21 protein-coding genes are annotated in these 25,430 nt (G+C 60.9%); 9 read left to right on the top strand and 12 right to left on the bottom strand.

The window, feature by feature from the left end; genetic code table 11:
- Positions 1–18: 18 nt before the first annotated feature.
- The 4 genes from ACWHRL_RS17120 to ACWHRL_RS17105 form a co-directional block, all read right to left on the bottom strand.
- A complete protein-coding gene (locus tag ACWHRL_RS17120) occupies positions 19–1,878 on the bottom strand; it encodes a methyl-accepting chemotaxis protein (RefSeq protein WP_447894609.1) in 1,860 nt (619 codons plus the stop codon).
- A gap of 192 nt (positions 1,879–2,070) precedes the next feature.
- Positions 2,071–4,182, bottom strand: coding sequence for a methyl-accepting chemotaxis protein (locus tag ACWHRL_RS17115; protein ID WP_447894608.1), 2,112 nt, complete (start codon positions 4,180–4,182; stop codon positions 2,071–2,073).
- Between the two features lie 277 nt (positions 4,183–4,459).
- Positions 4,460–6,568 (bottom strand): methyl-accepting chemotaxis protein, encoded by a 2,109-nt coding sequence (locus ACWHRL_RS17110; RefSeq protein WP_447894607.1) that lies wholly within the window; start codon positions 6,566–6,568, stop codon positions 4,460–4,462.
- A 310-nt stretch (positions 6,569–6,878) separates the two neighbouring features.
- Positions 6,879–7,310, bottom strand: a complete 432-nt coding sequence (locus tag ACWHRL_RS17105; protein ID WP_447530261.1) for a host attachment protein — start codon at positions 7,308–7,310, stop codon at positions 6,879–6,881.
- 98 nt (positions 7,311–7,408) lie between these two features.
- On the opposite strand from ACWHRL_RS17105, the gene ACWHRL_RS17100 reads away from it, so the two are divergent.
- Positions 7,409–8,017 carry a histidine phosphatase family protein gene (locus ACWHRL_RS17100; protein WP_447894606.1) on the top strand — a complete coding sequence of 203 codons (609 nt, stop codon included), beginning with the start codon at positions 7,409–7,411 and terminating at the stop codon, positions 8,015–8,017.
- Here the strand turns inward: ACWHRL_RS17100 and ACWHRL_RS17095 are convergent.
- From ACWHRL_RS17095 to hemE, 7 genes are all read right to left on the bottom strand, one after another.
- Positions 8,014–8,742 carry an amino acid ABC transporter ATP-binding protein gene (locus ACWHRL_RS17095; RefSeq protein ID WP_447896194.1) on the bottom strand — a complete coding sequence of 243 codons (729 nt, stop codon included), beginning with the start codon at positions 8,740–8,742 and terminating at the stop codon, positions 8,014–8,016. The two genes, ACWHRL_RS17100 and ACWHRL_RS17095, sit on opposite strands and share 4 nt — an antisense overlap.
- A 63-nt stretch (positions 8,743–8,805) precedes the next feature.
- Positions 8,806–9,906 (bottom strand): amino acid ABC transporter permease, encoded by a 1,101-nt coding sequence (locus tag ACWHRL_RS17090; RefSeq protein WP_447894605.1) that lies wholly within the window; start codon positions 9,904–9,906, stop codon positions 8,806–8,808.
- Between the two features lie 16 nt (positions 9,907–9,922).
- Positions 9,923–11,113 carry an amino acid ABC transporter permease gene (locus ACWHRL_RS17085; protein WP_447894604.1) on the bottom strand — a complete coding sequence of 397 codons (1,191 nt, stop codon included), beginning with the start codon at positions 11,111–11,113 and terminating at the stop codon, positions 9,923–9,925.
- Positions 11,114–11,195: 82 nt separating this feature from the next.
- Positions 11,196–12,221 carry an amino acid ABC transporter substrate-binding protein gene (locus ACWHRL_RS17080; protein ID WP_447530257.1) on the bottom strand — a complete coding sequence of 342 codons (1,026 nt, stop codon included), beginning with the start codon at positions 12,219–12,221 and terminating at the stop codon, positions 11,196–11,198.
- A 251-nt stretch (positions 12,222–12,472) separates the two neighbouring features.
- Entirely contained in the window at positions 12,473–13,546 is a 1,074-nt protein-coding gene (locus tag ACWHRL_RS17075; RefSeq protein ID WP_447894603.1) for an amino acid ABC transporter substrate-binding protein, read from the bottom strand.
- 84 nt (positions 13,547–13,630) lie between these two features.
- On the bottom strand, positions 13,631–14,491 hold the full coding sequence (gene speE, locus ACWHRL_RS17070) for a polyamine aminopropyltransferase (protein ID WP_447894602.1): 861 nt from the start codon (positions 14,489–14,491) through the stop codon (positions 13,631–13,633).
- Entirely contained in the window at positions 14,488–15,606 is a 1,119-nt protein-coding gene (gene hemE, locus ACWHRL_RS17065; RefSeq protein WP_447894601.1) for a uroporphyrinogen decarboxylase, read from the bottom strand. Before hemE ends, speE begins: the two co-directional genes overlap by 4 nt.
- A 221-nt stretch (positions 15,607–15,827) precedes the next feature.
- Between hemE and ribA the strand changes: the two genes are divergently transcribed.
- The 6 genes from ribA to ACWHRL_RS17035 all read left to right on the top strand — a co-directional run bounded on the left by ribA (position 15,828) and on the right by ACWHRL_RS17035 (position 22,541).
- On the top strand, positions 15,828–16,463 hold the full coding sequence (ribA, locus tag ACWHRL_RS17060) for a GTP cyclohydrolase II (RefSeq protein WP_447530253.1): 636 nt from the start codon (positions 15,828–15,830) through the stop codon (positions 16,461–16,463).
- A 71-nt stretch (positions 16,464–16,534) separates the two neighbouring features.
- The gene (locus ACWHRL_RS17055) at positions 16,535–17,866 is read left to right on the top strand and encodes a diguanylate cyclase (RefSeq protein WP_447894600.1); all 1,332 of its coding nucleotides are present in this window, start codon (positions 16,535–16,537) and stop codon (positions 17,864–17,866) included.
- The gene (locus ACWHRL_RS17050; protein ID WP_447894599.1) at positions 17,859–19,514 is read left to right on the top strand and encodes a sensor histidine kinase; all 1,656 of its coding nucleotides are present in this window, start codon (positions 17,859–17,861) and stop codon (positions 19,512–19,514) included. Before ACWHRL_RS17055 ends, ACWHRL_RS17050 begins: the two co-directional genes overlap by 8 nt.
- Entirely contained in the window at positions 19,511–20,833 is a 1,323-nt protein-coding gene (locus tag ACWHRL_RS17045) for a sensor histidine kinase (RefSeq protein ID WP_447894598.1), read from the top strand. The genes ACWHRL_RS17050 and ACWHRL_RS17045 overlap by 4 nt, the downstream gene beginning before the upstream one ends.
- Positions 20,833–21,261, top strand: a complete 429-nt coding sequence (locus tag ACWHRL_RS17040; protein WP_447894597.1) for a response regulator — start codon at positions 20,833–20,835, stop codon at positions 21,259–21,261. Before ACWHRL_RS17045 ends, ACWHRL_RS17040 begins: the two co-directional genes overlap by 1 nt.
- A gap of 230 nt (positions 21,262–21,491) precedes the next feature.
- Complete coding sequence (locus tag ACWHRL_RS17035; protein ID WP_447894596.1) at positions 21,492–22,541, top strand: homocysteine S-methyltransferase family protein; 1,050 nt, start codon at positions 21,492–21,494, stop codon at positions 22,539–22,541.
- Between the two features lie 14 nt (positions 22,542–22,555).
- Here the strand turns inward: ACWHRL_RS17035 and djlA are convergent, their stop codons facing one another.
- Positions 22,556–23,323: a co-chaperone DjlA gene (gene djlA, locus ACWHRL_RS17030; RefSeq protein ID WP_447530247.1), complete on the bottom strand. Its 768-nt coding sequence runs from the start codon at positions 23,321–23,323 to the stop codon at positions 22,556–22,558.
- Positions 23,324–23,621: 298 nt separating this feature from the next.
- Here djlA and ACWHRL_RS17025 point away from each other — a divergent pair, with 298 nt between their 5' ends.
- Both ACWHRL_RS17025 and ACWHRL_RS17020 read left to right on the top strand, forming a co-directional pair.
- Positions 23,622–24,791, top strand: coding sequence for a zinc-dependent alcohol dehydrogenase (locus tag ACWHRL_RS17025; RefSeq protein WP_447894595.1), 1,170 nt, complete (start codon positions 23,622–23,624; stop codon positions 24,789–24,791).
- Positions 24,792–24,811: 20 nt separating this feature from the next.
- The gene (locus ACWHRL_RS17020) at positions 24,812–25,351 is read left to right on the top strand and encodes a hypothetical protein (protein ID WP_447894594.1); all 540 of its coding nucleotides are present in this window, start codon (positions 24,812–24,814) and stop codon (positions 25,349–25,351) included.
- The last annotated feature ends 79 nt before the right edge of the window (positions 25,352–25,430 follow it).

The following is a 25,430-nucleotide window of genomic DNA, read 5'->3' as shown; positions in this document are numbered from 1 at the left end:
AAAAGCCCGGGCCCAGGATTAGAACGACGATAGCGAGCGCGTGGGTTGATTCTCCGTCAGCGGCGGTTTTGCGCGCTCGGAAAGCTTGAAGCTGCCGATCGTCACGGCCAGGTGATTCGCCTGCTCTTTTAGCTGCTCGGCGGCGGTGGTGGACTCCTCCACCATGGCGGCATTTTCCTGGGTCATGCGGTCCAGGTCGGCCACCGCGATGTTGACCTGGTTGATACCGTCGCTCTGCTCGCCGGTCGCGGCGGTAATTTCCTCGAGCACGTCGGACACGCGGGTGATGTGTTCCACGATGCTTTTCATGGTGGCACCGGCGTTACGCACCAGGGTGGTGCCGTTATTCACCTTGCTCTGGGAATCCTCGATCAGCTTTTGAATATCGTTGGCCGCATCGCTGCTGCGCCTGGCCAGCATGCGCACTTCTTCGGCCACCACGGCAAAGCCGCGACCGTGCTCGCCGGCGCGCGCGGCCTCCACCGAGGCGTTCAGCGCCAGCAGGTTGGTCTGAAACGAGATGCTGTTCATCAGGGTGACGATCTCACCGATCTTGTCCGAGGCCGTGGTGATCTCCTCCATGGTGGTCACCACGCCCGCGACCACTTGCCCGCCTTCATTGGCGACTTCCGACGCGGTTTGCGAGAGCTTGTTGGCTTCTTTCGAAGATGCCGCGGTTTGCTGCACGGTGCTGGTGATTTCCTCGATGGAGGCGGAGGTCTGCTGCAGGCTGGCGGCGGTGTTGTCGGTACGCCGCGACAAATCCTGGCCAGCGGTGGCGATCTCGCTGGCCGCATGGTGCACCGACTGGCTGCTGGTGCGAACGTCGAGCAACACCGACTCCATCTTGTCGACGAAACGGTTGAAAGCGCCGCTGATTTGGGCCACTTCGTCGCGCCCTTGCTCGGGCAGGCGGCGGGTCAGGTCGCCTTCACCGCTGGCGATATCGTCCAGCGCGTCCCGGGCACGTTCGAGCCCCTTGAACATCTGTTTGAGCCACACGCTCAGCAGTAAGGCCGTAACGACGAGAATGATCAGCAGTACCACCAGCGCCGAGTGGATCATGGCTCGCAGGCCCGCCGTGGCTTCGCGCTCGTCAAGCGCCACGCTAAGCTCCCAGTCGGTGCCTGCAATGGGCGTGGAGGCGATGTGTTTGTGTCGGCCATCGATCTCGATGTCTTCCCAGGCGTTACGCGTTGCGTTGAGCCGCTCGATGGTCGCCGGGCTGAGGGTTTGACTAAGCGCGGTCAGCGGCTGAAGCGTCAGCGCCGCATCCGGGTGGGCGATCAGGGTTTCGCCGCCGCTGCTTAGAAAGGCGAAGCTCGACGGGGTCGGCTGAATGGCGTTGACCTGTTCGATCAGGTTGTCGATCTCGACATCGCCGCCGACCACGCCCACGAGGCGGCCGTTGCGCTTGACCGGGGAGGCCAAGGTAACCACTAACTGACCGCTATTATCGTCCAGGTAGGGAAGCGTGACAATGGTGCTGTCCTGGGTAACGGCGGCTTGGTACCAGCCACGTTGACGAGGGTCGTAGTCATCGCCTGGTATCCAGCCGTCGGAGGAAAGATGGCTACCATCGACTTGGCCGAAAAAGGCGGCTATGAAACCTCCCGAATCTGCCAGCTGCACTAAGTGTGTAAGAGGATCACCGGTCAGCACGGGGCCACGCGCCGCTTCGACCATGGAGGACCGCGCCGCTATCCACTCTTCGAGCGCCAGCGCATTGCCCTGGGAGATGGAGGCAAGCTGCTGGGTCACTTGCTTGTCGTTGTGGGATTTTAGCGTCAGGTAGCTGACCGCGGCGTTGATCGTGAGCGCTAAAGTAATCACCACCAGGGTGATTATCAAAATGCGCATGCGTAGCGAAGAAAGCATGGCGTGGTCTCTGTCAGGGAGGAGGGTAAATGAGTAGACCATTCGGTCTTGAAATAATGGGAATGTCGTTCTATCGGCATTTCGGGATGCGACTTTAGTTTTAGCGAACGATTTTTTGCAGTCTGGCCCCATAAAAAAAGGGCCTCCTGTGGAGGCCCTCGATGCGTATCGGGTAGCGTCAAAGCGGCCCGTTTACCGGCTGGGCAAGGAGAGCGGCGAGGCGTGTTGCTCGCGACCAGTACGCTCATCGGCCAGGGTAAAGGCTCCGACCAACTCGGCCAGGCGCTCCGCCTGCTCCTTCAACTGCTCGGCGGCAGTGGTGGACTCCTCGACCAGCGCCGCGTTTTGCTGGGTCATCTGGTCCAGGTCGCTCACCGCGATGCTCACCTGGCTGATACCGTCGTTTTGCTCGGCAGCGGCGGTGCTGATGTCGCCCAGCATCTGGTTCACCCGGGTGACGCTTTCGGCAAGCTCATGCATGGCCTGTTCGGCCTGGTGCACCAGCTGCGTACCGCTTTCGACTTTTTCCGTGGAGGCCGTGATGCGCTGGCGGATATCCGCCGCCGCGTCGCTGCTGCGCGCGGCGAGCATGCGCACCTCTTCGGCCACTACCGCAAAGCCGCGGCCGTGTTCGCCGGCGCGCGCTGCCTCGACCGAGGCATTCAACGCCAGCAGGTTGGTCTGGAAGGCAATGCCGTCGATGACCTTGACGATCGCCTGGATCTCATCGGAGGTCGTGCGAATGTCGCCCATGGTCACGACCACCTGCTCGAAGGCGCTGTTGGTGCGCGTGGCCAGTTGCGAGGCGGTTTGTGACAGGCCGCTGGCCTCCTTCGAGGCGCTGGTGGTGTGGCCCACGGTGCTGCTGATCTCCTCCATGGCGGAAGAGGTCTGCTGCAGGCTTGCCGCCGCCTGGTCGCTGCGCCGGGAAAGATCCTGGCCGCCCTGGGTGATCTCGCTGGCGGCGTGGTGAACGGAGTCGCTACTGGCGCGTACGTCGACCAACACATCGTGGATTTTATTGGCGAAGGCGTTGAACTGGATGGCGAGCTCGGCGGCTTCGTTACGCCCGCGCACCGGCAGGCGCTGGGTCAAGTCGCCGTCGCCGGAGGCGATGTCGCGCATCCGGTCGGCCAGGTGGCGCAGCGGGCGGGAGATGCTGTTACCCAGCAGCCAACTGACAAAAAGGCCGGCCAGCGCAATCAAGAGACCCATGAGAATCATGCCCCACATGGACGTATTGGCCTGCTCGCCCAGTTCGTCCTGCAGATTTTGCAGGCCGGCCATGACCGCGCCTTCCGGCAGACGCAGCATTAAAACCCAAGGCGTTTCGATGTCGCCGATGGTAAAGGGCCAGTAAAGCTCGATGACACCCTGTTCGCGGTCATAGCGGCGTACGGGCTCGCCCGCCTGGGCGCTTTGAATAGAGGATTGCAGGGACGCGTCGAGTACGTCGCTACTGAGTTGGCCGAGCGCCTCCTGGTGCGCGGTGTGCGCCGTTAGAGAGCCGCCCGACGCGATCAAGGCCATTTCGCCGGCACCGTCGTAGAGCGACTGATTGGCTTCCAGCAGTATGGATTGAATGAAGTTGACCGATAGATCGACACCGGCGGCGCCGCGGAACTCACCGTCGACCAGTATGGGTACGCTGAACGAGGTCACCATGACGACCTGACCATCGTAGTCGTAGGGTACTGGGTCCACGATGCAGGTGGTCAGCGTATCGCGCGGGCAAAGGTAGTACTCTCCCTGGCGGACACCGTTGGGCTGGCGCGTTTCGCTTTCCATGCTCTCATCGAGAGGAAGCACCACGACGTTGTCGCTATCGTCGCGGAACCACAAAGGACGAAAGCGGCCATCCGGACCGTAGCCAAGCTCTTCACGGCCGGCAAAGACCTCGTCACGCCCGAACGCATCCGGCGCCCAGCCAATATAGGTGCCCAGCAGTTCCGGGTTATCGATGGCGGTCTGGCGGATCACCTGGGAGAGTTCGCGGCGGCTCAGATACAAGGAAGGGCGGCCGGATTCGTCGGTCACACCCATCAAGGCGTTGGTGCGCGCCAGGTTTTCGCTCAGGATCAGGGCATTTTCCAGCTCGCCCTTGATGCGCTCGGCCTGTTCCCCCGCAACGGAATCCAGGCGGACTTCGATATTGCGCTCGAGAAGCTCTTTCGTTTGGCGCTCTACCAGCTGGTGGGAGCGCCCATTCGCGATGATCGAATAGACGACCAGCGCGACCACGACCAACAGAATACAGCTGCCGACCAAAATCGCGATGAGGGTGCGTACGGATTTGAAATTCATTTCAAACGCCCTTTTGAGCCGCTTGTTAAGCGATGCGAGAGTAAGGCTGACACGGCATCCGTTAAGATGCGCAAACGCAGTGAGTGCAGCATTGAACGTTCATCCTGTAGAGGAAGGTGGCGGAGCAAATAGAGCGTGTGGTCTATGCCGATAATCATCTATCGACCTCGCCCCAAGCGACTTGAAGCTTTTATGACGATTACTCGACAATGAGCGTGCAGGGCCTTCCCGGAAGTCCCTGATACTGATAGTGGTGGGAATGCAGCGCCCAAGGCCCTTATCTATCGTTCGAGTGAGCGGGAAGAGCGTGCGGATGGACGCTCGAATCGTTGTCGAGCGTAAACCCGCCGACCAGCTCGGCCAGGCGCTCTGCTTGCTCCTTCAGCTGCTCGGCGGCGGTGGTGGACTCCTCGACCAGCGCCGCGTTTTGCTGGGTCATCTGGTCCAGGTCATTCACCGCAATGCTCACCTGGCTGATACCGTCGTTTTGCTCGGCGGCGGCGGTGCTGATGTCGCCCAGCATCTGGTTCACCCGGGTCACGCTTTCGGCAAGCTCATGCATGGCCTGCTCGGCCTCGTGCACCAGTTGGGTGCCGCTTTCGACTTTTTCCGTGGAGGCCGTGATGCGCTGGCGGATATCCGCCGCCGCGTCGCTGCTGCGCGCGGCGAGCATGCGCACCTCTTCGGCCACCACTGCAAAGCCGCGGCCGTGTTCACCGGCCCGGGCGGCCTCGACCGAGGCATTCAACGCCAGCAGGTTGGTCTGAAAGGCAATGCCGTCGATGACTTTGACGATCGCCTGGATCTCATCGGAGGTCGTGCGGATATCGTTCATGGTCACCACCACCTGGCCGAAGGCGCCGTTGGTACGTTCCGCCAGTTGCGAGGCGGTTTGTGACAGGCCGCTGGCCTCCTTCGAGGCGCTGGTGGTATGGCCCACGGTGCTGCTGATCTCCTCCATCGCGGTGGAGGTCTGCTGGAGGCTGGCCGCCGCCTGATCGGTGCGCCGGGAAAGGTCCTGACCGCCCTGGGTGATTTCGCTGGCGGCGTGGTGAACGGACTCGCTGCTGGCGCGCACGTCGACCAGTACGTCGTGAATCTTGACCGCGAAGGCGTTGAACTGGATGGCGAGTTCGGCGGCTTCGTTGCGTCCGCGCACCGGCAGGCGCTGGGTCAGATCCCCCTCGCCAGAGGCGATATCGCGCATCCGGTCGGCCAGGTGGCGCAGCGGACGCGAGATGCCGCTCCCGAGTAGCCAGCTGACCAGCAGGCCCAGCAGGGCAATGATCAGCCCCATAATGATCATTGCCCACATGGAGGCCCGGCCCTGGTCGTTCAACTGCGCTTGCATGCTGTTAAGCCCCGCCATAACGGCGCTTTCCGGCAGGCGAATGATCAACACCCAGGGGGTGCCGCTTTCATCGACATCGAACGGCCAGTAGAGCTCGATCATGTCGGATTCGCTGTCGAGATTGCGAACCGGCTGACCCTGACGGGCGCTGGCAAGGTCGGGCAACAGGCCGGCGGGAAGCGCCTGCTCGGCGTTTTCGCCCAGCAGGGCGGGCTCGCTGGTGTGGGCAGAAAGCGCCCCCTGGGAGGCGACCAGCAGCATCTGGCCGGCACCGTCGTAAAGGGTTTGGTTGGCTTCTTCCAGAAGCCCCTGAAGGAAATCGACCGCAAGGTCGACACCGGCGCTGCCACGAAACTCGCCGTCGACCAGGATGGGCGCGTTGAACGAGGTCACCAGCAGGTTTTCGCCGTTGTAGTCGTACCAGTGCGGGTCGACTACGCAGGTGCGCTCGGTCTCTTTGGTACAAAGATAGTATTCCCCCTTGCGAATACCGTCGTCGCCGCGCGCCTGGTTTTCTATGTCGCTACCCAGCGCGAGCACCTCGATGGCGCCGCTCTCGGTGCGGTACCACCAGGGCATAAAACGCCCATCCGGGCCGTAGCCCAAATCTTCCTGCTCGGTGTAGAGCGCGTCGTTGCCAAAGGCGTTGGGTTCCCAGCCAATGAAAGCGTCGAGCAGATCCGGATTATTGACCACCGTTTGGCGAATCAGCATCGAAAGCTCGCGGCGGCTCATGGTCATGAGCGAGCGGCCCTCGTCATCCTCCAGGCCCAGCATGGCGTTGGTGTTCGCAAGCGACGTTGCCAGCGTCAAGGCGTGTTCGAGCTCGCCCTGGATATCTTCGGCCTGGGCCGACGCGATGGCGGTCAGGCGGGCCCCGATGTTCTGTTCGAGCAGCGCATGGGTTTCATCCTCTACCAGTGCCTGAGAGCGCGCGTTGGTAATGAGCGAGTAGATCACCAGCACGGCGACGACCACCAGGATACAGCCGCTGACCAGGGTCGCGATCAGCGTACGGACAGATTTAAAATGCATTTTATTTTATCTCTGCAGCGTTGAGATTAGTGTTACCGGCTCTGCAAGGCGCCATGGCCGCTGGCAGGCGTAAGGCTCTCCAGCACCTTGCGCGACCTGGTCGCTAGGGCGGCAATGTTTTGTTAGGGGGAATGAGTTATATCACTTAATGCTTATCGGCAAGCGAGGTAATTTCTTGAAGCGCGGGGGGCCGTTTCAGCGCGAGGGGAAGGATTGGGTCGCAAACGGCTTTGAAAGGGTCGTTGGGGGCAGGTGATCGACGAGAGCGGCACCACGATGGGAGAAGCGCCGCTCAAGGTGCTCAAGGGATTTAGCTCAGCTTGCTGATGGCTTTATCGATATCATCGACAGAGGCTTTGCTGTAATCCTTCGAGAGCGTATGCGTTACCATCTTCTGGGTCGGCTTGTCGAGCTTATCGCGCAAAAGCCCCAGGAACTTGGGGGCGGCGACCAAGATGAGCTCGTCCATCTTGTTGCTCGTGCGGGCGTCGAACAGATATTTAACGACCTGCTTGGCGAACATCTCGTTTTCGTGCTCGAGCGCTTCGCCGCCTTCGGCGGAGGAGCGTGCCGCGCCGGAGGAGGACGTATGTACGTCCGCCCCGGGGCTATCGGTCACCAGGTCACCTTCGTGCATCTGCCCTTCGGCGTGAACCAGGCTCTCTTTTTCCGTGAGCTTGTTGGCTGCGTGGGTAAAAATACGCGCTCTGCCCGCATCTGCCACCACAATATAAGTTGCCATAATCAAACGTCCTCCGTGTCGTTAATGGTTGATTAAACATGGCAAGCGTTTAGCGTTAGGTCAAACGAAACCCCTCGCTCACTCATACGGTACAAAAGATGCTCGATCAGCAGAGAGAACAACGCGATGGCCGCTGGCGTAACCGCTACCTGTTAATGCGCCACGGCCATAGCCTGGCCAACGAACAGGGGCTCATCATCAGCGCGCCGGCCCAGGGCCTGAGTGCGTTCGGGCTTTCAGAAACCGGCGAGCGCCAGCTTGAAGCGGTGGTGGTCGACTGGCGCTGGCCGGCGCCTTCGCGCATCGTCCACTCGGACTTTTTACGCACCACCCACACCGCTCAACGTGTGGCCGAAGCGTTTGGGCTTTCGCTTGAAAAGGAGCCTCGTTTGCGCGAGCGCTATTTTGGCTCACTGGACGGCCAGGGCGACCGTTTTTACCCAAGCGTATGGGCACTGGACGGCGAGAATGCCGACCACCAAACGCACCAGGTGGAGTCGGTCCGCCAGGTCGCGGCGCGGATGCAGGCGGTCATCGAGGAGATGGAGAGCCGCCTAGAAGGGGAAGTGGTGTTGCTGGTCAGCCACGGCGACCCGTTGCAGATACTGCTCACTGCGCTAAACGCCAGGCCGCTCACCGAACATCGTGAGCAGCCTGCGCTTTTGCCTGCCAGTATCACCCTTATAGGGGCGAACGGCGGTGCCTAGTGGCCGAGAATCTGGCTCAGGAACAGCTGGGTACGCTCGGACTGGGGGTTGTTGAAGAACGGCTCCGGGGCGTTCTCTTCGATGATCTGGCCCTGGTCCATGAAGATCACCCGGTCGGCCACGGTTTTCGCGAAGCCCATTTCGTGGGTCACGCAGAGCATGGTCATGCCCTCGTTGGCAAGCTCCACCATGACGTCGAGCACCTCCTTGATCATCTCCGGGTCCAGCGCCGAGGTGGGCTCGTCGAAGAGCATGACGTCCGGGTGCATACATAGCGAGCGGGCGATGGCGACGCGCTGCTGTTGGCCGCCGGAGAGCTGGCCCGGGTATTTTCGGGCCTGCTCGGCGATGCGCACCCGCTCGAGATACTGCATGGCCTGGGCTTCGGCTTCCCGGCGGGACTTTTTCTGCACCCACATCGGCGCCACGCAGCAGTTCTCCAGCACGCTCAGGTGGGGAAACAAATTGAAGTGCTGGAAGACCATGCCCACGCTTTTGCGCACCTGCTCGATACGCTTGACGTCCTGGGTCAGCGGCACGCCGCCGACCACGATTTCGCCTTTTTGGTGCTCTTCCAGGTGGTTGATGCAACGAATCAAGGTCGATTTGCCCGACCCCGAGGGCCCGCAAATGACGATACGTTCGCCGCGTTTGACTTCGAAATCGATGTCGCGCAGCACGTGGAAGTCGCCGTACCACTTGTTGACGCCGCGCATCTCGACCATCTGGTCCTGGGTATTTAAAGCTGCTTCGCTCATGAGGTTATCCTTGAAATCCTAAGGGCGGCGTTAGTTCTTGTGGCCGGTGTTGAGGCGGCGTTCCAAATACTGGCTGTAGCGCGACATGCTGAAACAGAAAATCCAGAACATGAACGCGGCGAACACATAGCCTTCTATCGAGAAGCCCAGCCAACGCGAGTCGGAAAGCGCCGCTTGAACGATGCCCAACAGATCGAACAGGCCGATGATCATGACCAGCGTGGTGTCCTTGAATAGCGAAATGAAGGTATTCACGATGCCGGGGATCATCATCTTGAGCGCCTGGGGCATGACGATCAGCCCCATGCGCTTCCAGTAGGTCATACCCAGCGCCGCTGCGGCTTCGTCCTGGCCTTTGGGAATCGCCTGTAGCCCGCCGCGAATGACCTCGGCCATGTAGGCGCTTTGAAACAGCGTAATGCCGATCAAGGCGCGAATGAGCCGGTCGACGCTGAGTTCCGAGGGCAAAAACAGCGGCAGCATCACCGAGGCCATGAACAGCACGGTAATGAGCGGCACACCGCGCCAGAACTCGATGAACACCACCGCGAAGCTTTTGACGATGGGCATGTTGGAGCGCCGGCCCAGGGCCAGCACGATGCCGATGGGAAGCGCCCCCACCATGCCGACGGTGGCAAGCAGCAGGGTCAGCATCAGCCCGCCCCAGCGGTGCGTGGGTACGCGCGGCAGGTCGAAATAGCCGCCGTGGAGCAATACGTAGGCGATCACCGGGAAGACCAGCAGCGCAAATACCGCCACCCAGCGCTTGAACGGCAGGCGCGGAATGGCAAGCCAGGCGATCAGCGCGAAAAAGCCGACGAACACGATATTGGCGCGCCAGATTTCCGAGCGGGGGTAGAGCCCGTAGATGAACTGAGTAAAGCGCGCCTTGATGAACACCCAGCAGGCGCCTTCCCGGGAGCAGTCTTCGCGGGTGGTACCGATCCAATCCGCGTCGATGATCGCCCATTGCACGGTGGGCACCACCAAAAGATACAGCACGTAAAGGCCGATCAAGGTAAACAGCGTATTGATCGGGCCGTTGAAGAGATTGGCGCGCAGCCACGCCACGGGGCCGATGGTGCTTTTCGGGGCAGGGCGCTGCTCGATCATGGTTTGATTGTGAATCATGGTTGTTACCCTCGCCCTAGCGTTCGACCAGCGCCACGCGGGCGTTGAACCAGTTCATGAACATGGAGACCAGCAGGCTGATCGTTAGATAGACCCCCATGGTCATGGCGATGACCTCGATGGCCTGGCCGGTCTGATTCAGCGTAGTACCCGCAAAGACCGAGACCAGATCCGGATAGCCGATGGCGGTGGCAAGCGACGAGTTCTTGATCAGGTTCAGGTATTGGCTGGTCAGCGGCGGAATGATCACCCGCATCGCCTGGGGGATCACCACCAGCCGAAGAATCAGGTTGCGCGGCAGGCTCAGCGCCTGGGCGGCTTCGGTCTGCCCATGAGAGATCGCCTGAATGCCCGAACGCACGATTTCGGCAATGAACGAGGCGGTGTAGATCGAAAGCGCCAGCCACAGCGCCAGAAACTCCGGAATCACCGTGACACCTCCGCGGAAGTTGAACCCGCGAAGTTCCGGCACGTCCCAGGTGATCGGCACGCCGGTGGCTAAAAGCACTAAAAGCGGCAGGCCAAAAATCAGCAAAAAGGCGATCCAGTAGGCGGGCAGGCGCTTGCCCGTGGCCTCATGGCGGCGCTTGTTCCAGACGATCAGCGCGATACTGGCCACGATCGCCACGAGAAAGGCGGCGGGGATCAATCCAAAGCCGGACTCGAAAAGCGGCTCGGGCAGGTAGAGCCCGCGTACGTTCAAAAACATGACTTCGCCGAAGGCGAGGCTGTCGCGCGCACCGGGAAGGGTGCGCAGAACGGCGAAGTACCAGAAAAAAATCTGCAAAAGCAGCGGGATATTACGAAAGATCTCGATATAGGCGGCGGCCAGTTTGGCGATGAGCCAGTTGGGCGAAAGCCGGGCGATGCCCACGATGAAACCCACGAGGGTCGCTGCCAGCACGCCAAGGCCGCCCACCAGCAACGTGTTGAGCAGACCCACGAAGAAGGTGCGCCCGTAGGTGCTTTGCGATGAGTAATCGATCAGGCTCTGTACGATGCCAAAGCCTGCGGTGTTGTCCAAAAAACCAAAACCGGTGGTGATACCCCGTGCGGAAAGGTTGTCCTGGGTGTTGCCCACGATATAGAGCAAAAAGATGGCGACGACCGCCACCACCAGCACCTGAAAAATGAGCGCGCGTTTAGCGCGGTCTCGCCAGAAAGGGGGCTTGTGGCCCACCGGGCGAGCATCGGGTCTTACTGACATGAAAGCGTCTCCGCAATACGGCAGGATCAATCAAACGGCCCGCCTGGGTGTTAGCGCGGCGGGCCGGGGTCAAGCGAGACGCTTAGCGAATCGGCGGTGCGTAATGGAAGCCGCCGTCATTCCAAAGAGCGTTGACGCCGCGCTCGATCTCCAGCGGTGAATCCATACCGACGTTGCGATCGAAGCTTTCGGCGTAGTTGCCGACCTGACTGATGATGTTGTACGCCCAGTCGGCTTCAAGGCCCATGCCTTCGCCGTAGTTGCCGTCCTGGCCCAGAAGACGCGCGATATCCGGGTTTTCACTGTCCATCATGTCGTCGACGTTTTCGCTGGTGACGCCGTACTCTTCAGCGTTGAGCATGGCAAACAGCGACCACTTGACGATGTTGAACCAGGTGTCGTCGCCCTGGCGAACCACCGGGCCCAGCGGCTCTTTGGAGATGATCTCGGGAAGGATCATCGCGCTGTCCGGCTCGTCGAGCTGGATGCGCAGAGCGGCGAGCTGGGAGGTATCGGAAGTCAGCACGTCACAGCGCCCGGACTGGAAGCCGCCCACGGTCTGCTCGGAGGTGTCGAAAACGATCGGATCAAACGCCATGTCGTTGGCGCGGAAGTAGTCCGCCACGTTGAGCTCGGTGGTGGTACCGGACTGGATACAGATCGCCGCGCCGTCGAGCTCGTCGGCACCAGAGAGCCCTAGGTCACGGTTGACCATGAAGCCGATACCGTCGTAGAAGGTCACGCCAGTGAAGTTCAGGCCCAGGGTAGTGTCGCGGGTGGTGGTCCAGGTGGTGTTACGAGAAAGCACGTCGATCTCGCCAGACTGCAGCGCGGTGAAGCGCTCGACGGCGTTCAGCGAGATGTAGTTGACCGCGTCTGCATCGCCCAGCACGGCAGCGGCCACGGCGCGGCAGACGTCAACGTCCAGGCCTTGCCACTCGCCGCTGTCGTCCGGGGCGGAGAAACCGGGTAAACCATCACTCACGCCACACTGCACGGCGCCTCGTGAGCGCGTATCTTCCAAGACATCTGCCTGAACGCTTGCCACACCGGAGAGGGTGATGGCGCCCGCGGAAGCCAGCAGTACCACGTGTTTTTTATTGATCATGGTTGTTTCCCTTCCTCGTTATTAAAGTTCGTTATATATGCCGAAGCACGGCACATAACGCTAGCAAGGAAGATGCCAGAAAGGATATATCGGCTCATTCAGCGCTTTTCAACGCAAAAGCCGCAACGTTTTGACCAAAGTTGTGCTGCAAAAAAGTGCAGCTTCGGCTACTGGTTGGGCTTCTTTGGTGCACTGGCCGTGCGGACCTTGCCGAATCGGCCAGTGAAAACAGGTGAGTGGGGTAAAAATGGCTAACGAATAGGAGGGGCGTACTGAAGCCCACCATCGCGCCACAGCCCGTTCAGCCCGCGTCCGATATTAAACGCTGAGTCAGCGCCCACGTTGCGATCGAACATCTCGGCGTAGTTACCCACCTGCTTGACGATTTGATAGGCCCAGTCGGCATCAAGGCCCATCGCTTCGCCGAAATTGCCGTCGCGGCCCAGTAGGCGCATCACATCCGGGCTTTCGGATTCGAGTTGTTCGTCCACGTTGGCCATGCTCACGCCCAGTTCTTCGGCGTTGAGCATGGCGAACAGCGACCACTTAACGATGTTGAACCACTGATCGTCGCCCTGGCGCACCGCCGGGCCCAGGGGCTCCTTGGAGATCGTCTCGGGGAGGACGATGGCCATGTCCGGGTCGGCCAGCTGCATGCGCTGGGCATAGAGTTGCGAGGCGTCGGAGCTTAAAACGTCGCAGCGTCCGGACTCGAAGCCGGCGATGGTCTGCTCCGGGGCGTCGAACACCACCGCATCGAAGCTCATGCCGTTCAACCGGAAGTAGTCGGCCAGGTTGAGCTCGCTGGTGGTGCCGGACTGGGTGCACACCGCCGCGCCGTCCAGCTCGCTTACGCTCTGTACGCCCAGGTCGCTTGCCACCATGAAGGCTTGGCCATCGAAGTAGCTCACTCCGGTGAAATGGATCCCCTGGGTCGTATCCCGGGTAGAGGTCCAGGTGGTGGTGCGGGCCAACACGTCGACCTCGCCGGACTGAAGCGCCGCGAAGCGCTCGACCGAATCCAGCGGGACGAACTCGACGTTGGCGCCTTCCCCCAGGGCGGCGGCGGCCACCGCGCGGCAAATGTCGGTATCCAGGCCCCGGTAAGTATCCTCGTCGTCCAGCGCCGAGAAGCCGGGCTGGGCCGCGTTGACCCCGCAGCGCAAACTGCCGCGCTCTTGCACCGTTTCAAGCGTGGTAGCCAGCGCCAGGCCCGGCAGCAAAAGCGCCGCCCCGGTCACCAGTTTGATGCGCCAACCCCTGGCCCCTGTGATAGCCCCTGTGAGGGTCCTTGTGATTGCCCTTGTGTGATCCGCTTTGTTCATTGTTGTGTCCCTTGCGTGGGTAAGCGCTACAAAAAAGGCCGAGCAGTGCCCGGCCTCGATTCAGTGCGTGTCGCTTTGGGGAATTTAAGCGAAAGCGGCGCGCATAAACGGTGGCAGCGCCAGGGCGCCGCGGTGAGCCTCTACCGTGTAGTACTGTAGCGGCATTTCATGCTCCGCGGCAGCCTCTTCGCGAAAGCTTTCAACGTTTGTCGCCTTGCCCGCCAGCGTCACGCTCCACCAGCCCGACGGATAAACCGGCTGTGGGAAGGGCAGCGTTGCCACGCTCTCGAAACCGGCCGACTTCATGTCTTCGCGCAGTTCACGAATGATCGACCCGCTGTGGTAAAGCGGCGATTCGCTTTGCTGCACCAGCACGCCGCCGGTGCGCAGGATGCGGTGGCAGCGCGCCAGAAATTCGGTCTTGAAAAGCCCTTCCGCCGGGCCGACCGGGTCGGTGGAGTCGATGATGAGGACATCGACGCTTTCGTCCTCGGCCTCATCGACCCACTTCACGCCGTCCGCGAACAAAAGCTCCGCGCGCGGGTCGCCGTTGGACGCGACCAGCGCCGGGAAGAAGCGCGTGGAGGCCTTGGTGACCTCTTCGTCGATGTCGATTTGAGTGACTTTTTCAACGCTTTCGTGACGCAGCACTTCCTTGAGCGTGCCGCAGTCGCCGCCGCCGATGATCACGACGCGCTTCGGGTCCTGATGGGTGAAAAGCGCCGGATGGGCGATCATTTCGTGGTACAGGAAGTTGTCCCGGTCGGTGAGCATCACGCAGCCGTCCAGCACTAACAGGTTGCCGTAGGTCTCGGTGGCATAGACTTCCAGGTGCTGATAGGCGCTTTGTACATCCCAAAGCTTCTCGCTGACTTTCAGCGAGAACGCACTACCGTGGGCGTCGAAGACTTCGGTGAACCACTGCGCTTGATCGAGATCGCTCATCGGCCCTCTCCGGCGTCGCTTGGGTGGTCGTTCTTATGATACTGGGGGCTAAGCTCGTGCAGTGCCTCCATGAAGGCGCTGACGTGGTCGGGGTTGGTGAACTGGCTGATGCCGTGGCCCAGGTTGAAGATATGGCCCGGCCCGTGCCCGTAGCTTTCCAGCACCCGGGCGACTTCGGCGCGAATGGCCGAGGGCCGGGCGAACAGCACGTTGGGGTCCAGATTACCCTGTAGCGCCACCTTATGGCCCACCCGGTCGCGGGCGTCACTGAGTTCGGTGGTCCAATCAAGCCCCACCGCGTCGGCACCGGCGCAGGCGATGTGTTCGATCCACTGCCCGCCGTTTTTGGTGAACAGAATCACCGGCACGCGGCGGCCGTCGTGCTCGCGGATCAGGCCCGAGACGATCTGCTCCATGTAGCGAAGCGAAAACTCGAGATACGCCGGCGTCGAGAGCGAGCCGCCCCAGGTATCGAAAATCTGCACCGCCTGGGCGCCGGCACGAATCTGGGCGTTGAGGTAGTCGGTCACCGCGTGGGCCAGGGTATCGAGCAACTGGTGCATGGTGTCCGGGGTGTCGTAGAGCATGGTTTTCAGATGGCGGAAATCCTTGCTCGAGCCGCCTTCGACCATGTAGGTCGCCAGCGTCCAGGGGCTGCCGGAGAAGCCGATCAACGGCATGCGGCCATTGAGTTCGCGGCGAATGGTGGATACCGCGCGCATCACGTAGTCCAGGTCGCGCTCGGCGTTGGGCACGGAGAGCGCTGCGACTTCCTCCGGCGTGCGTACGGTCTTGCGAAATTTCGGCCCCTCGCCGGTCTCGAAGTAGAGCCCAAGACCCATGGCGTCGGGAATGGTCAGAATGTCCGAAAACAAAATCGCGGCATCCAGCGGGAAACGCTCCAGCGGCTGCAGGGTCACCTCGCAAGCGAAGTCCTGATTGCGGCAAAGGTCCATGAAGCTGCCCGCTTGGGCACGGCGCTCGCGGTATTCGGGCAGGTAGCGCCCGGCCTGGCGCATCATCCAGACCGGCGTGCGGTCCACCGGCTGGCGGGCCAAGGCCCGTAGAAAACGGTCGTTTTGCAAATGGGGAGGAGATACAGCGGAAGAGGACATAAACGCCTGCTCTAGGGAAATTTGTCCCTATTGTAGGCGAGGTAGTGCGTATCAGGATAGCGGCGCTCGTCGGGTGGCGATGGCTAGAATGTGGCCGCTTCGCCGTTTTATCGCCGCTTGCGTGGATGCAGGCCGTGAGGCCGGCGCCGCTTTTTGGTAAACTACCGAGTTCTTTTCCTACTCACATCGTTTCCGGCTCTGGTCGATTTGCGAGGTAACCCGTGACCATTCGCTTCATTGCCGCCTCCCGGCTGCCCACCCCTTGGGCTACATTTACCATGCACGGCTTCGAAGACGATGCAACGGGCAAGGATCATATCGCCCTGACGCTTGGCGATGTGACGGGCGACGCCCCGGTGCTCGGGCGCGTGCACTCCGAGTGCTTGACCGGCGATGCGCTGTTTTCGATGCGCTGCGACTGCGGCTATCAGCTTCAAGAGGCGCTCAAACGCATCGCCGAAGAGGGGCGCGGGGTGCTTTTGTATCTGCGCCAGGAAGGCCGCGGCATTGGCCTTTTGAACAAGATTCGCGCCTATAACCTGCAGGACCAGGGCGCGGACACCGTCGAGGCCAACGAGCGCCTTGGCTTTGGTGCCGATATGCGCCGCTACGATCTTTGTGTGCCGATGCTCGAGCATCTCAATATCCAGGCGCTCAAACTGATGACCAACAACCCCCGCAAGGTCGAGGCGCTGACCAACGACGGCGTCAACGTGACCGAGCGTTTGCCCATTACCACCGGGCTCAACCCGCACAACGAGCAGTACCTGGCCACCAAGGCCGGCAAACTTGGCCACATGATGGCGCTGGGGGATTTTACCCAGGCCGAGGATGTGGATATCGAGCGTAAAAAGTGAGTGATTGACGACGCTTGACTCTTGTCCGCCTTCTGAGCAGTCTTGCCAGATGAACTGGCAGAAGGCAAACAATGAAACAGTTATCGAAACAGGTGGGAAAGCCGTTATCGATAGTGCTGGTCGAAGACGACCCGGGCGACGCGGCGCTGATCCAATACACCTTCAAGTACGATCATGGCGATAGCACGCTCACCTGGGTCGAGAGCCTTGCTCGGCTCACCGATTTTTTGACGCAAGCCCCCTCCTTTCCGGATGTCATCCTGCTCGATCTCAGCCTTTCCGACGCCAGCGGTATCCAGACCGTTCTGGTCTGTAAGCAGATCGCCAGCGGCGTGCCCATCGTGGTGCTGACCGGGTTCGATGACGCGGATTTTTCCCTCGAAGTACTCGAAGCCGGCGCCCAGGACTACCTGATCAAGGGCAAGATCGACGCCGACTCCCTTCACCGCGCCATTCGTTACGCCATCAGCCGGGCAAAGCTGGAGCAGCGTTTGGTGATTTCGGAAGAGCGCATGGCCGCGGCAATCGAAGGCGCCAAGCTTGGCGTGTGGGAGTGGCTTTTGCAGGAAAACGTGTTTATCTACAGCGATCGCTGGCTGGCAACGCTTGGCTATCAACGAGAGCACGCCGACGTTCCTCAGAGTGTGAAAGAGTGGTTTGCCCAGGTCCACCCGGAGGACCGCGAGCGGGTCGAGGCCACCATCGCGCGTCATACCCAAGGGGAAGAGCCCAATTACCAGTGCGAGTTTCGTATACGCCACCGGGATGGCCACTGGGTGTGGGTGTTCGAGTCGGGGCATCTGGTCAGTCGCAGTGCCGAAGGGCGGCCCCTAAGGATGGTTGGCGTTCAACAGAACATCAGCGAACGCAAGGCGATGGAGGCGCAGCTAACCCAGCTCGCCATGTACGATGAACTGACGGGGCTGCTCAATAGGCGAAGCTTCATGGATCTTGCAAGGCGCGAGCTGGCACGCTTGAAGCGCAAGGGCGACCACGGCGTGTGCGTGGTGATGCTGGATCTTGATCGTTTTAAAAGCGTTAACGATACCTACGGCCACGGCGCCGGCGATGCGGTATTGATGCAGTTTTCTACGACCGTGACACGTCAGCTACGCCAAACGGATGTGTTTGCACGTTTGGGGGGCGAAGAGTTCGTGGTGGTGCTGCCCGATACCGACCTGACCGGCGCCGAGGTAGCCGCCGAAAAGCTGCGCGCCTCGGTCGAGGCGATGCAGGTACCGCTTGAGTGCGTGAGCACACCGCTCAAGGTCACCACCAGCATTGGCGTCGCGCGCATGCGGGGCAGCGATGCGCTTCCGGACGGCGCCCTGGCGCGGGCCGACAGCGCCCTTTACGAGGCGAAAAAGGCCGGGCGTAACCAGGTGTGCGTCAATTATGAATAACGACCCCCTTCAATCTGTAGCCCTCGTCGGTCAAAGCGGCTGGCCTTGGGTCGTTTTTTTGGCCGTCGCTCTGGTGCTCTCCATCGTACTGCAGGGGCTGGTCTATTGGCGCAGCCGCCAGCGTTTAGTTCGGTTGAAAAGCCAGCAGAAAGCGCTGAACCATATCCTTTGGGGTACCTCGGCCGGTACCTGGGAGTGGGATATTCAGACCGGTGAAACACGCTTGAACGAGCGTTGGGCAGAGATGGTCGGCTATACACTCGATGAGCTAACGCCCACCACGGTGGCGACTTGGGAGCGCTTTTGCCATCCGGCGGAGCTGGCGCGCGCCCATCAGGCGTTACGCGCGCATCTCGAGGGCGAGACCGACAGCTACAACATCGAATTTCGCATGTGCCACCGCGACGGTCACGATATCTGGGTGTACGCGCGCGGCCGGGTGGTCGATCGAGACGAGGCGGGCAATGCGCGATGGATGGCCGGTACGCACATCGATATTACCCAGCGTAAAGAGGCCGAGGCCCAGGCCCAGGTAATAACCGACCGCCTCACCAAACTGAGCGCGCTGCTGCCGGGCGCCCTTTTTCAGTACTTCCAGGGGACCGATGGCACGATACGCATCCCCTACGCGAGTGTGGGCATCAAGGATATTGCCGGCGTGACGGCCGAGCAGGTCAAGCAAGACGCAGGGCGAATCTTCGCGGCGATCCATCCCGATGACCTGGACAAGATGGCCGACAGCATCAACGCCTCCGCCGAGACGCTCAGCCCCTGGAATTTGACGTTTCGGGTCAATCATCCGGACGCCGGACTTCTTTGGATAGAGGGGAGCTCCAACCCCGAGCGTCTGGACGATGGCAGCACGGTTTGGCACGGCTACCTGCGCGACATCACGGCCTCTCACCTGCTTCAACAGGAGCGCGACGACTACCGCGAATCCCTGGAGAAATCCAATCGCGAGCTGGAGCACTTTGCTTACGCCGCCTCCCACGATCTGCGCCAGCCGCTTCGTATGGTGACCAGCTATGCCCAGCTTTTGAAGCGCCACCTCGGCGACCGGCTCGATGACGACGGCAGCACCATGCTGCACTACATGAGCGACGGCGCCAAGCGGATGGACGATATGCTGCTTTCGCTTTTGGAGTACTCCCGCGTGGGCCGACAGGACCAGCCGTTTACCACTTTCTCGCTGCGTGAATCCCTCGACGAGGCGCTCCATTTTCTTGCTCCGGCGATCGCGGATAACCAGGCGTCCGTCAGCGTCAAGGGGAAATGGCCCGAGGTCAGCGCGAACCAGGATGAAATGACGCGGCTTTTCCAAAACCTGATCGGCAACGCGCTCAAGTATCACCCCCTCGATAAATCGGTCGAGGTCGAGGTCGCGATCAAACGTCGCCGCCGCGCCGGCAGTTGGCATATTACGGTGACCGATAACGGCATCGGGATCAATTCTGACCAGATACCGCGGCTGTTTAAGGTGTTCCAGCGCCTGCACGCCCGCGGCCAGTTCGAGGGTACCGGCGTGGGGCTGGCGGTATGCCGCAAGATCGTCGAACGCCACCAGGGCCGAATCTGGGTGACCTCGGCGGGCGAGGGACAGGGCAGCTGTTTTCATGTCTCGCTGCCGCGCCAGGGGGCGAAGCCATGAGGATAAGTGGCCGTGGGCTTGGCACAGCGCTTGCGCTTTTGATGGGGCTTGCGCTGCTCCCTTCCAGCGGCTGGGCACAAACCGATTTCGATGGGTTCTTCATGCGAAGCCCTGCACCGATGTGGATGTTGGCCGTCGAGGACGGCGATATCCTGCGCGCCAACCCGGCCGCCTTCGAGTTTTACGGCTACGCCGACCTGGAGCGGATGAACGTCAATCAGATCAATACCTTTACCCCCGGTCAGGTACGTCAGGAGATCGAGCGCGCTAGCCAGCAGGACCGTAATCACTTCGTTTACCGCCACCGTCTGGCCGATGGCAGTACCAAAATCGTCGGGGTCTACTCCCAGCCCTACAGCTTGAACGGCGAACCGGTCATGCTCTCGTCGATTTACGATATGAGTGCTGTGGATAGCGCGACGGGCAGACGCTATGTCGAGACGGTCGAGGAGCAGGTGGATCTGCAAAGCGCTGAATTAAGCCGCGCTCGCGAACGCGCCCGCTGGTTCTGGATTGGCGGCGCGCTGGCCCAGGGCGCCGTGATCCTGCTGTTGGCGCTGGCGCTTTGGCGCCTGCGTAGAGCCCAGCGCGAAAACATGCGACTGATCGACGAACTCTCTTTTCGTAACCAGGAGCTCGAGCGTTTGAGCCAGGCCATGGCCCACCACTTTCAGGAACCGAGTCGACGACTGGTGAGTTTCGCTCATCAGTTGCAGCGCTCGTCCCAAACGCCGAGCGACTCGAACGAGGCGCTGGCGGTTCACTTTATCGCGACCCAGGCCCAGCGCCTGAGGGACCTGGTCAGCGATGTTCAGTGCTACCTGGGGGTGGGGACGGTCGCCGCGCCCCCGGAACGCGTCGATGTCGAGCAGCTGGTCACCGAGCTCTATCAGTTCGATCCAGTGCTTTCGGTCCTGCGCGAGGCGGGCAGCTTGCGCGTCGAAGGTGAGCTTTATGAGGTCTGGTTCAACCGCAAGCAGCTTGCCCAGTTGTTCAAAGTGCTGCTGCACAACAGCTGGCAATACCGCCATTCAGAACGGCCGCTGGACATCGTGATTAGCGCCAGTGTGAAAAAAGGGCGCGTCCAGTACCGGGTGGCGGATAACGGCCAGGGCATCGCGCCGGAATATCGCCAGCAGGTCTTCGAGATGTTTGCACGGCTGGTGCCTAACAGCGAGGAATGCCCTGGTACCGGCGTAGGGCTTGCCAAAGTCGTCAAGATGCTGCGCAAGGTGAATGGGCGTATAACGGTGGAGGACGGCATGACGGGTGGGGCGTGCTTCGTCTTCGATTTGCCACTGGTCAGGGAGAAACCGTAATGGATGGACATTTCGTTGTGTTATTGGTGGAAGACGAGCCCGCCGACGTGCATCTTGCCAAGATGGCCTTCAAGGAGGGCCATATGCTGGTGGATGTGCACGATGTCGGCGACGGCGTCGAGGCGCTGGCGTTTTTGCACCGTGAAGGTAAATACGCGTCAGCGCCGAGGCCGGATCTAATCCTTCTGGATCTCAATATGCCGCGCATGGACGGCAAGGCGTTTTTGAAAAGCGTCAAATCTCTGGAAACGCTTCGCCAGATTCCGGTGGTGGTATTGACCACCTCGGAAGCCGAAGCGGATATCTTCGCTTCTTATGATTTGGGGGCGGCCGGATTCATCGTCAAACCCATGGATATCGAGCAGTTCGTCGCCTCGATTCGCTCACTGGAAGACTACTGGCTGACACTGGTGCGCCGGCCAAGTTAAGCGCTTGGCAGCTTTCTCGGTGGCGAGGGCCACGGCCGGGGGTGGCAGAACGCGCGCTTTGTAGGCCGTAAGCCAGTTCCGAACACGTATATTTATAATTTTCTCGTTCATATATCCAATAATGAATTCGGCTCACTTTAGTGGGGCGGATTTTTCATTGGTTTTACGCCGACCAGGCCTGCCAAACTGAGCCTTCATTGACGATAAAGCTCATTTCGGAGGCACTCCCCATGGTACAAGACCTGATCACCCGGCGGCTCGATGACGGCCCACTTATCTGCGCTGAGGGCTTTCTTTTTGAACTCGAGCGCCGCGGTTACCTCTCGGCGGGGGAGTTCGTCCCGGAAGTGGCGTTACTGCGCCCGGACGCGTTGGAAGCATTGCACCGCGATTTCCAACACGCGGGCTCGGACATCGTGCAGGCGTTCACTTATAATGGGCATCGCGAAAAAATGCGCGTGATCGGCAAAGAGGAGCTGCTGGAGCCCTTGAACCGGGCCGCGCTCAAAATCGCCCGCAAGGTGGCCGATGATCAGCCCGGCAACCTGATGGCCGGTAACATTTCCAACAGTAACGTATGGGACCCTCAGGATCCGGCGTCCCAGCAGAGCGTGCGCGCCATGTTCGATGAAATGGTGCAGTGGGCCGTCGAGGAGGGCGCGGACTTCATCATCGGCGAAACCTTCTATTACGCCGGTGAAGCCCAGGCGGCGCTGGAGGCGATCAAGGCCAAGGGGCTGCCGGCGGTCATCACCCTGGCGCCGATGGCCGAGAACCAAATGATCGATGGCCCCGGCATCGTGGAGACCTGCGTGGCGCTCGAGCAAAACGGCGCCAGCGTGGTCGGCCTGAACTGCTTTAGGGGGCCGGATACCATGCTGGGCTGGATCCAGCAGATTCGCGAGGCGGTGTCTTGTCACGTCGCGGCACTGCCGGTGACCTTTCGCACCACCGCCCAGGAACCCACCTTTTTCAATCTTTCCGACACCCAAGGGTGCAGTTGCCCGTCGCCTCACGGGCGTCCCTTTCCCACCGCGCTGGACCCCTTGTTCTGCAACCGCTACGAGCTAGGCGCCTTTGCTCGCAAGGCCTTCGATAGCGGCATCAACTATCTGGGCGTTTGCTGTGGCGCCGCGCCCATGCACATACGCGAAGTGGCCATGGCCGTTGGCCGCGAGCCTGCCGCCGCGCAGTTTGCCGAGCGCATGGAGAACCACTTCATGTACGGAAGTCACGAGCGCTTGCCGGCGCATATTGCCGCGCTGGGCGAAAAGGCCTGATCAAGGGCTTGCGCTCACTCCCGGGCGCGGCTGATCCGCTCGTAAGCGTTGCTGATTTCGCTGGTACGCTGCTGGGCCATGTCGCGCATGCTTTCGGGCAAGCCTTTGCCGGCCAACTTGTCCGGGTGGTTTTGGCTCATCAGGCGCCGGTAGGCTTTTTTGACCTCGGCGTCGCTGGCCTCTTCGCTAATGCCGAGTACTCGGTAGGCGTCTTCGAGGGAGGTTTCGCTGGTACCCGCGGCGTTGGCGGAGGCGCGCTGCATCATCGCCTCGATCTGGCGTACTTCGGTTTCGCTACAGCCAATGCCCTGGGCCACGCGCATCATCATGGCGTGTTCGCTTTCTTGAATCTCACCATCGGCGGCGATGGCGCTGAGCTGCACCTGCACGAACATCTGGCGTAGCGCCGGCTGGCGCTGCGTCAAACGGCCTACCTTGCCAAGTTCTGCGTCCAGGTCGAAGCTGTCCGCCTGGCCGCGCTCGAAGGCGGTGCGCATCTGGGCGCGCAGCGCATCGCTTAGCTGCATCTGACTGAAAAGGCGCTCGGCGATGTCGCGCTCGTTGTCGCTAACGCGGCCATCGGCCTGGCAAAGGCACCCCATCACGGCGAAGACCGACTCCAGATAGCCCTGTTCGATCTGGCGGCGGGCGGTGATCAGTCGGCGTATCGCGCGCTGGGCGATCCAAAAGCCAACCCCCCCGCCGACCAGCAGGCCAATGGGGCCGAAAATGGCCAAGCCCAGCAAACCAAACAGCAGCGTCGAAATAAGCAAAAACGTCATAGTACTCTCAAGCGGTCGATGGAAAAGAGGCGGTGAACGAATTTATCACTTTCAGCGCCGCTATATTGGACGTCGGGCGTCATTATAGAAGGATTCGTTTTAAGTGCCCGTAGCTTTTGTTTAAACGCATGGTCACCGGTATGAGGCCTAAAAGCGTGGCCACTGGTTCGACACTACCTTCGCTTTTATCCTTTGTTAAACGTTTATTTCAGGGGGTGCACTATAGTGATAGCTGGCATGGCATTATAGTGATAGCTGGCATGGCATTGGCCATGGCTAACCCTTCAGGAGAGCCACCATGAAAGCACTATGTTGGCACGGCAAGAACGATGTTCGTTATGACACGGTTCCCGACCCGGAAATAGAGCACCCTCGCGATGCCATCATCAATGTCAGTAGCTGTGCGATCTGTGGCTCCGACCTTCATCTCTATAACCACTTTATCCCCGCCATGGAAAACGGCGATGTGCTCGGCCACGAGTTCATGGGCGAGGTCATGGAGGTGGGGCGCGACAATAAGAAACTCAAAGTGGGCGATCGTATCGTCGTGCCGTTCATCATCACCTGCGGCGAGTGTCCTCAGTGTCAGCGCGGCAATTTCTCGGCCTGTGAGCGCTCCAACCGCAACAAGGACCTGGCGGATAAAGCCTTTGGCCATGCCGGCGCCGGGCTTTTCGGCTATTCCCACTTAACCGGCGGCTACGCCGGCGGCCAGGCCGAGTACGTGCGTGTGCCCTTTGCCGATAGCACCCATATCAAGGTGCCCAGCTCGCTCACCGACGAGCAAGTGCTCTTTCTGGGCGATATCTTCCCCACCGGCTGGCAGGCCGCCGTCCAGTGCGATATCCAGCCCACCGATACGGTGGCGATCTGGGGGGCGGGGCCGGTCGGTCAGTTCTGCGTGCGCAGCGCCGTATTGCTGGGTGCCAAGCAGGTGGTGGTGATCGATAACGTTCCCGAGCGCCTTGCCATGGCCCAGGCGGGCGGGGCGATAGCGATCAATTTCGACCAGGAGAGCGTGCTGGAGAGGCTTCAAACACTGACCAGCGGTAAGGGGCCCGAAAAATGTATCGACGCCGTCGGGCTCGAGGCCCACGCCACCCGCTCACTGGATTCGGCTTACGATCGGGTCAAGCAGGCGGTCATGCTGGAATCCGACCGCTCCCACGTGCTACGCGAGATGATCTACGTCTGCCGGCCGGCCGGGGTGCTGTCGATTCCCGGCGTTTACGGTGGTCTGATCGACAAGTTTCCCATCGGCGCGCTCATGAACAAGGGATTGACCGTACGCTCCGGCCAGACCCACGTGAACCGTTGGAGCGAGGATCTTCTGCGCCGGATCGACGAAGGCCAGATCGATCCTTCTTTCGTGATTACCCACTCCGTTGGGCTCGACCAGGGGCCTGAAATGTACAACACCTTTCGCGAAAAGCAGGACGGGTGCATCAAGGTCATTCTCAAGCCGTAAACGAGCCAAGGGAGGTTGTGATGGCAAACTATTCAAACCGTACGCCCAGGCGTATGACCCGTTCGATGAGCGGGGCCGACCGGGTGGCGAGGGGCCTTGGTTGGCTGAGCCTGGGCATCGGGCTTTATAAGCTGCTGGCGCCGAAAAAGCTCAGCGGTGCACTGGGCATGAAAGGTGTCAATGGACGGGTGCGCGCCGGCGGTGTTCGCGAGATCGCAAGCGGCATCGGGTCGTTATCGGCAAACCCTACCCAGGCGGTATGGAGCCGTTTAGGCGGTGATGTATTGGACCTGGCCGCGCTCACCTATGCCCTGCAGGACCGCCACAACCCCAAGCGCCAGAATATTTACCTGGCACTGACCGCAGTGGGGGTACTGACCGCCGTCGACCTGTGGTGCGCCAAAGCGCTCTCCCAGCGCCATGCCTACCAGGGCGGCGTGACGCCGGACTTTCGCCACCGAAGTGGTTTCCCCGGCGGTTTGGCAAGCGCCCGGGGAGCGGCGCGCGGTTTTGACGTGCCCAACGACATGAAAGACGCGCTCCCCACCCCGCCGCGTTAACGTTACGTTCTTGATAGACCCAATGGCCAGAACTCGGACAGCCCAAAAGCGTCCGAGTTTTAGCCTTTTCTAAACGGCC

It is taken from the genome of Vreelandella sp. GE22 (genome assembly GCF_968212445.1).
Note: the sequence above shows the minus strand (reverse complement) of the source record. Positions and strands in the feature narration are given on the sequence as shown.

Coding starts and splice junctions, on each gene's coding strand:
- ACWHRL_RS17120 (WP_447894609.1), bottom strand. CDS start 1,878: ATGCTTTCTTCGCTACGCATGCGCATTTTGATAATCACCCTGGTGGTG.
- ACWHRL_RS17115 (WP_447894608.1), bottom strand. CDS start 4,182: ATGAATTTCAAATCCGTACGCACCCTCATCGCGATTTTGGTCGGCAGC.
- ACWHRL_RS17110 (WP_447894607.1), bottom strand. CDS start 6,568: ATGCATTTTAAATCTGTCCGTACGCTGATCGCGACCCTGGTCAGCGGC.
- ACWHRL_RS17105 (WP_447530261.1), bottom strand. CDS start 7,310: ATGGCAACTTATATTGTGGTGGCAGATGCGGGCAGAGCGCGTATTTTT.
- ACWHRL_RS17100 (WP_447894606.1), top strand. CDS start 7,409: ATGCTCGATCAGCAGAGAGAACAACGCGATGGCCGCTGGCGTAACCGC.
- ACWHRL_RS17095 (WP_447896194.1), bottom strand. CDS start 8,742: ATGGTCGAGATGCGCGGCGTCAACAAGTGGTACGGCGACTTCCACGTG.
- ACWHRL_RS17090 (WP_447894605.1), bottom strand. CDS start 9,906: ATGATTCACAATCAAACCATGATCGAGCAGCGCCCTGCCCCGAAAAGC.
- ACWHRL_RS17085 (WP_447894604.1), bottom strand. CDS start 11,113: ATGTCAGTAAGACCCGATGCTCGCCCGGTGGGCCACAAGCCCCCTTTC.
- ACWHRL_RS17080 (WP_447530257.1), bottom strand. CDS start 12,221: ATGATCAATAAAAAACACGTGGTACTGCTGGCTTCCGCGGGCGCCATC.
- ACWHRL_RS17075 (WP_447894603.1), bottom strand. CDS start 13,546: ATGAACAAAGCGGATCACACAAGGGCAATCACAAGGACCCTCACAGGG.
- speE (WP_447894602.1), bottom strand. CDS start 14,491: ATGAGCGATCTCGATCAAGCGCAGTGGTTCACCGAAGTCTTCGACGCC.
- hemE (WP_447894601.1), bottom strand. CDS start 15,606: ATGTCCTCTTCCGCTGTATCTCCTCCCCATTTGCAAAACGACCGTTTT.
- ACWHRL_RS17055 (WP_447894600.1), top strand. CDS start 16,535: ATGAAACAGTTATCGAAACAGGTGGGAAAGCCGTTATCGATAGTGCTG.
- ACWHRL_RS17050 (WP_447894599.1), top strand. CDS start 17,859: ATGAATAACGACCCCCTTCAATCTGTAGCCCTCGTCGGTCAAAGCGGC.
- ACWHRL_RS17045 (WP_447894598.1), top strand. CDS start 19,511: ATGAGGATAAGTGGCCGTGGGCTTGGCACAGCGCTTGCGCTTTTGATG.
- ACWHRL_RS17040 (WP_447894597.1), top strand. CDS start 20,833: ATGGATGGACATTTCGTTGTGTTATTGGTGGAAGACGAGCCCGCCGAC.
- ACWHRL_RS17035 (WP_447894596.1), top strand. CDS start 21,492: ATGGTACAAGACCTGATCACCCGGCGGCTCGATGACGGCCCACTTATC.
- djlA (WP_447530247.1), bottom strand. CDS start 23,323: ATGACGTTTTTGCTTATTTCGACGCTGCTGTTTGGTTTGCTGGGCTTG.
- ACWHRL_RS17025 (WP_447894595.1), top strand. CDS start 23,622: ATGAAAGCACTATGTTGGCACGGCAAGAACGATGTTCGTTATGACACG.
- ACWHRL_RS17020 (WP_447894594.1), top strand. CDS start 24,812: ATGGCAAACTATTCAAACCGTACGCCCAGGCGTATGACCCGTTCGATG.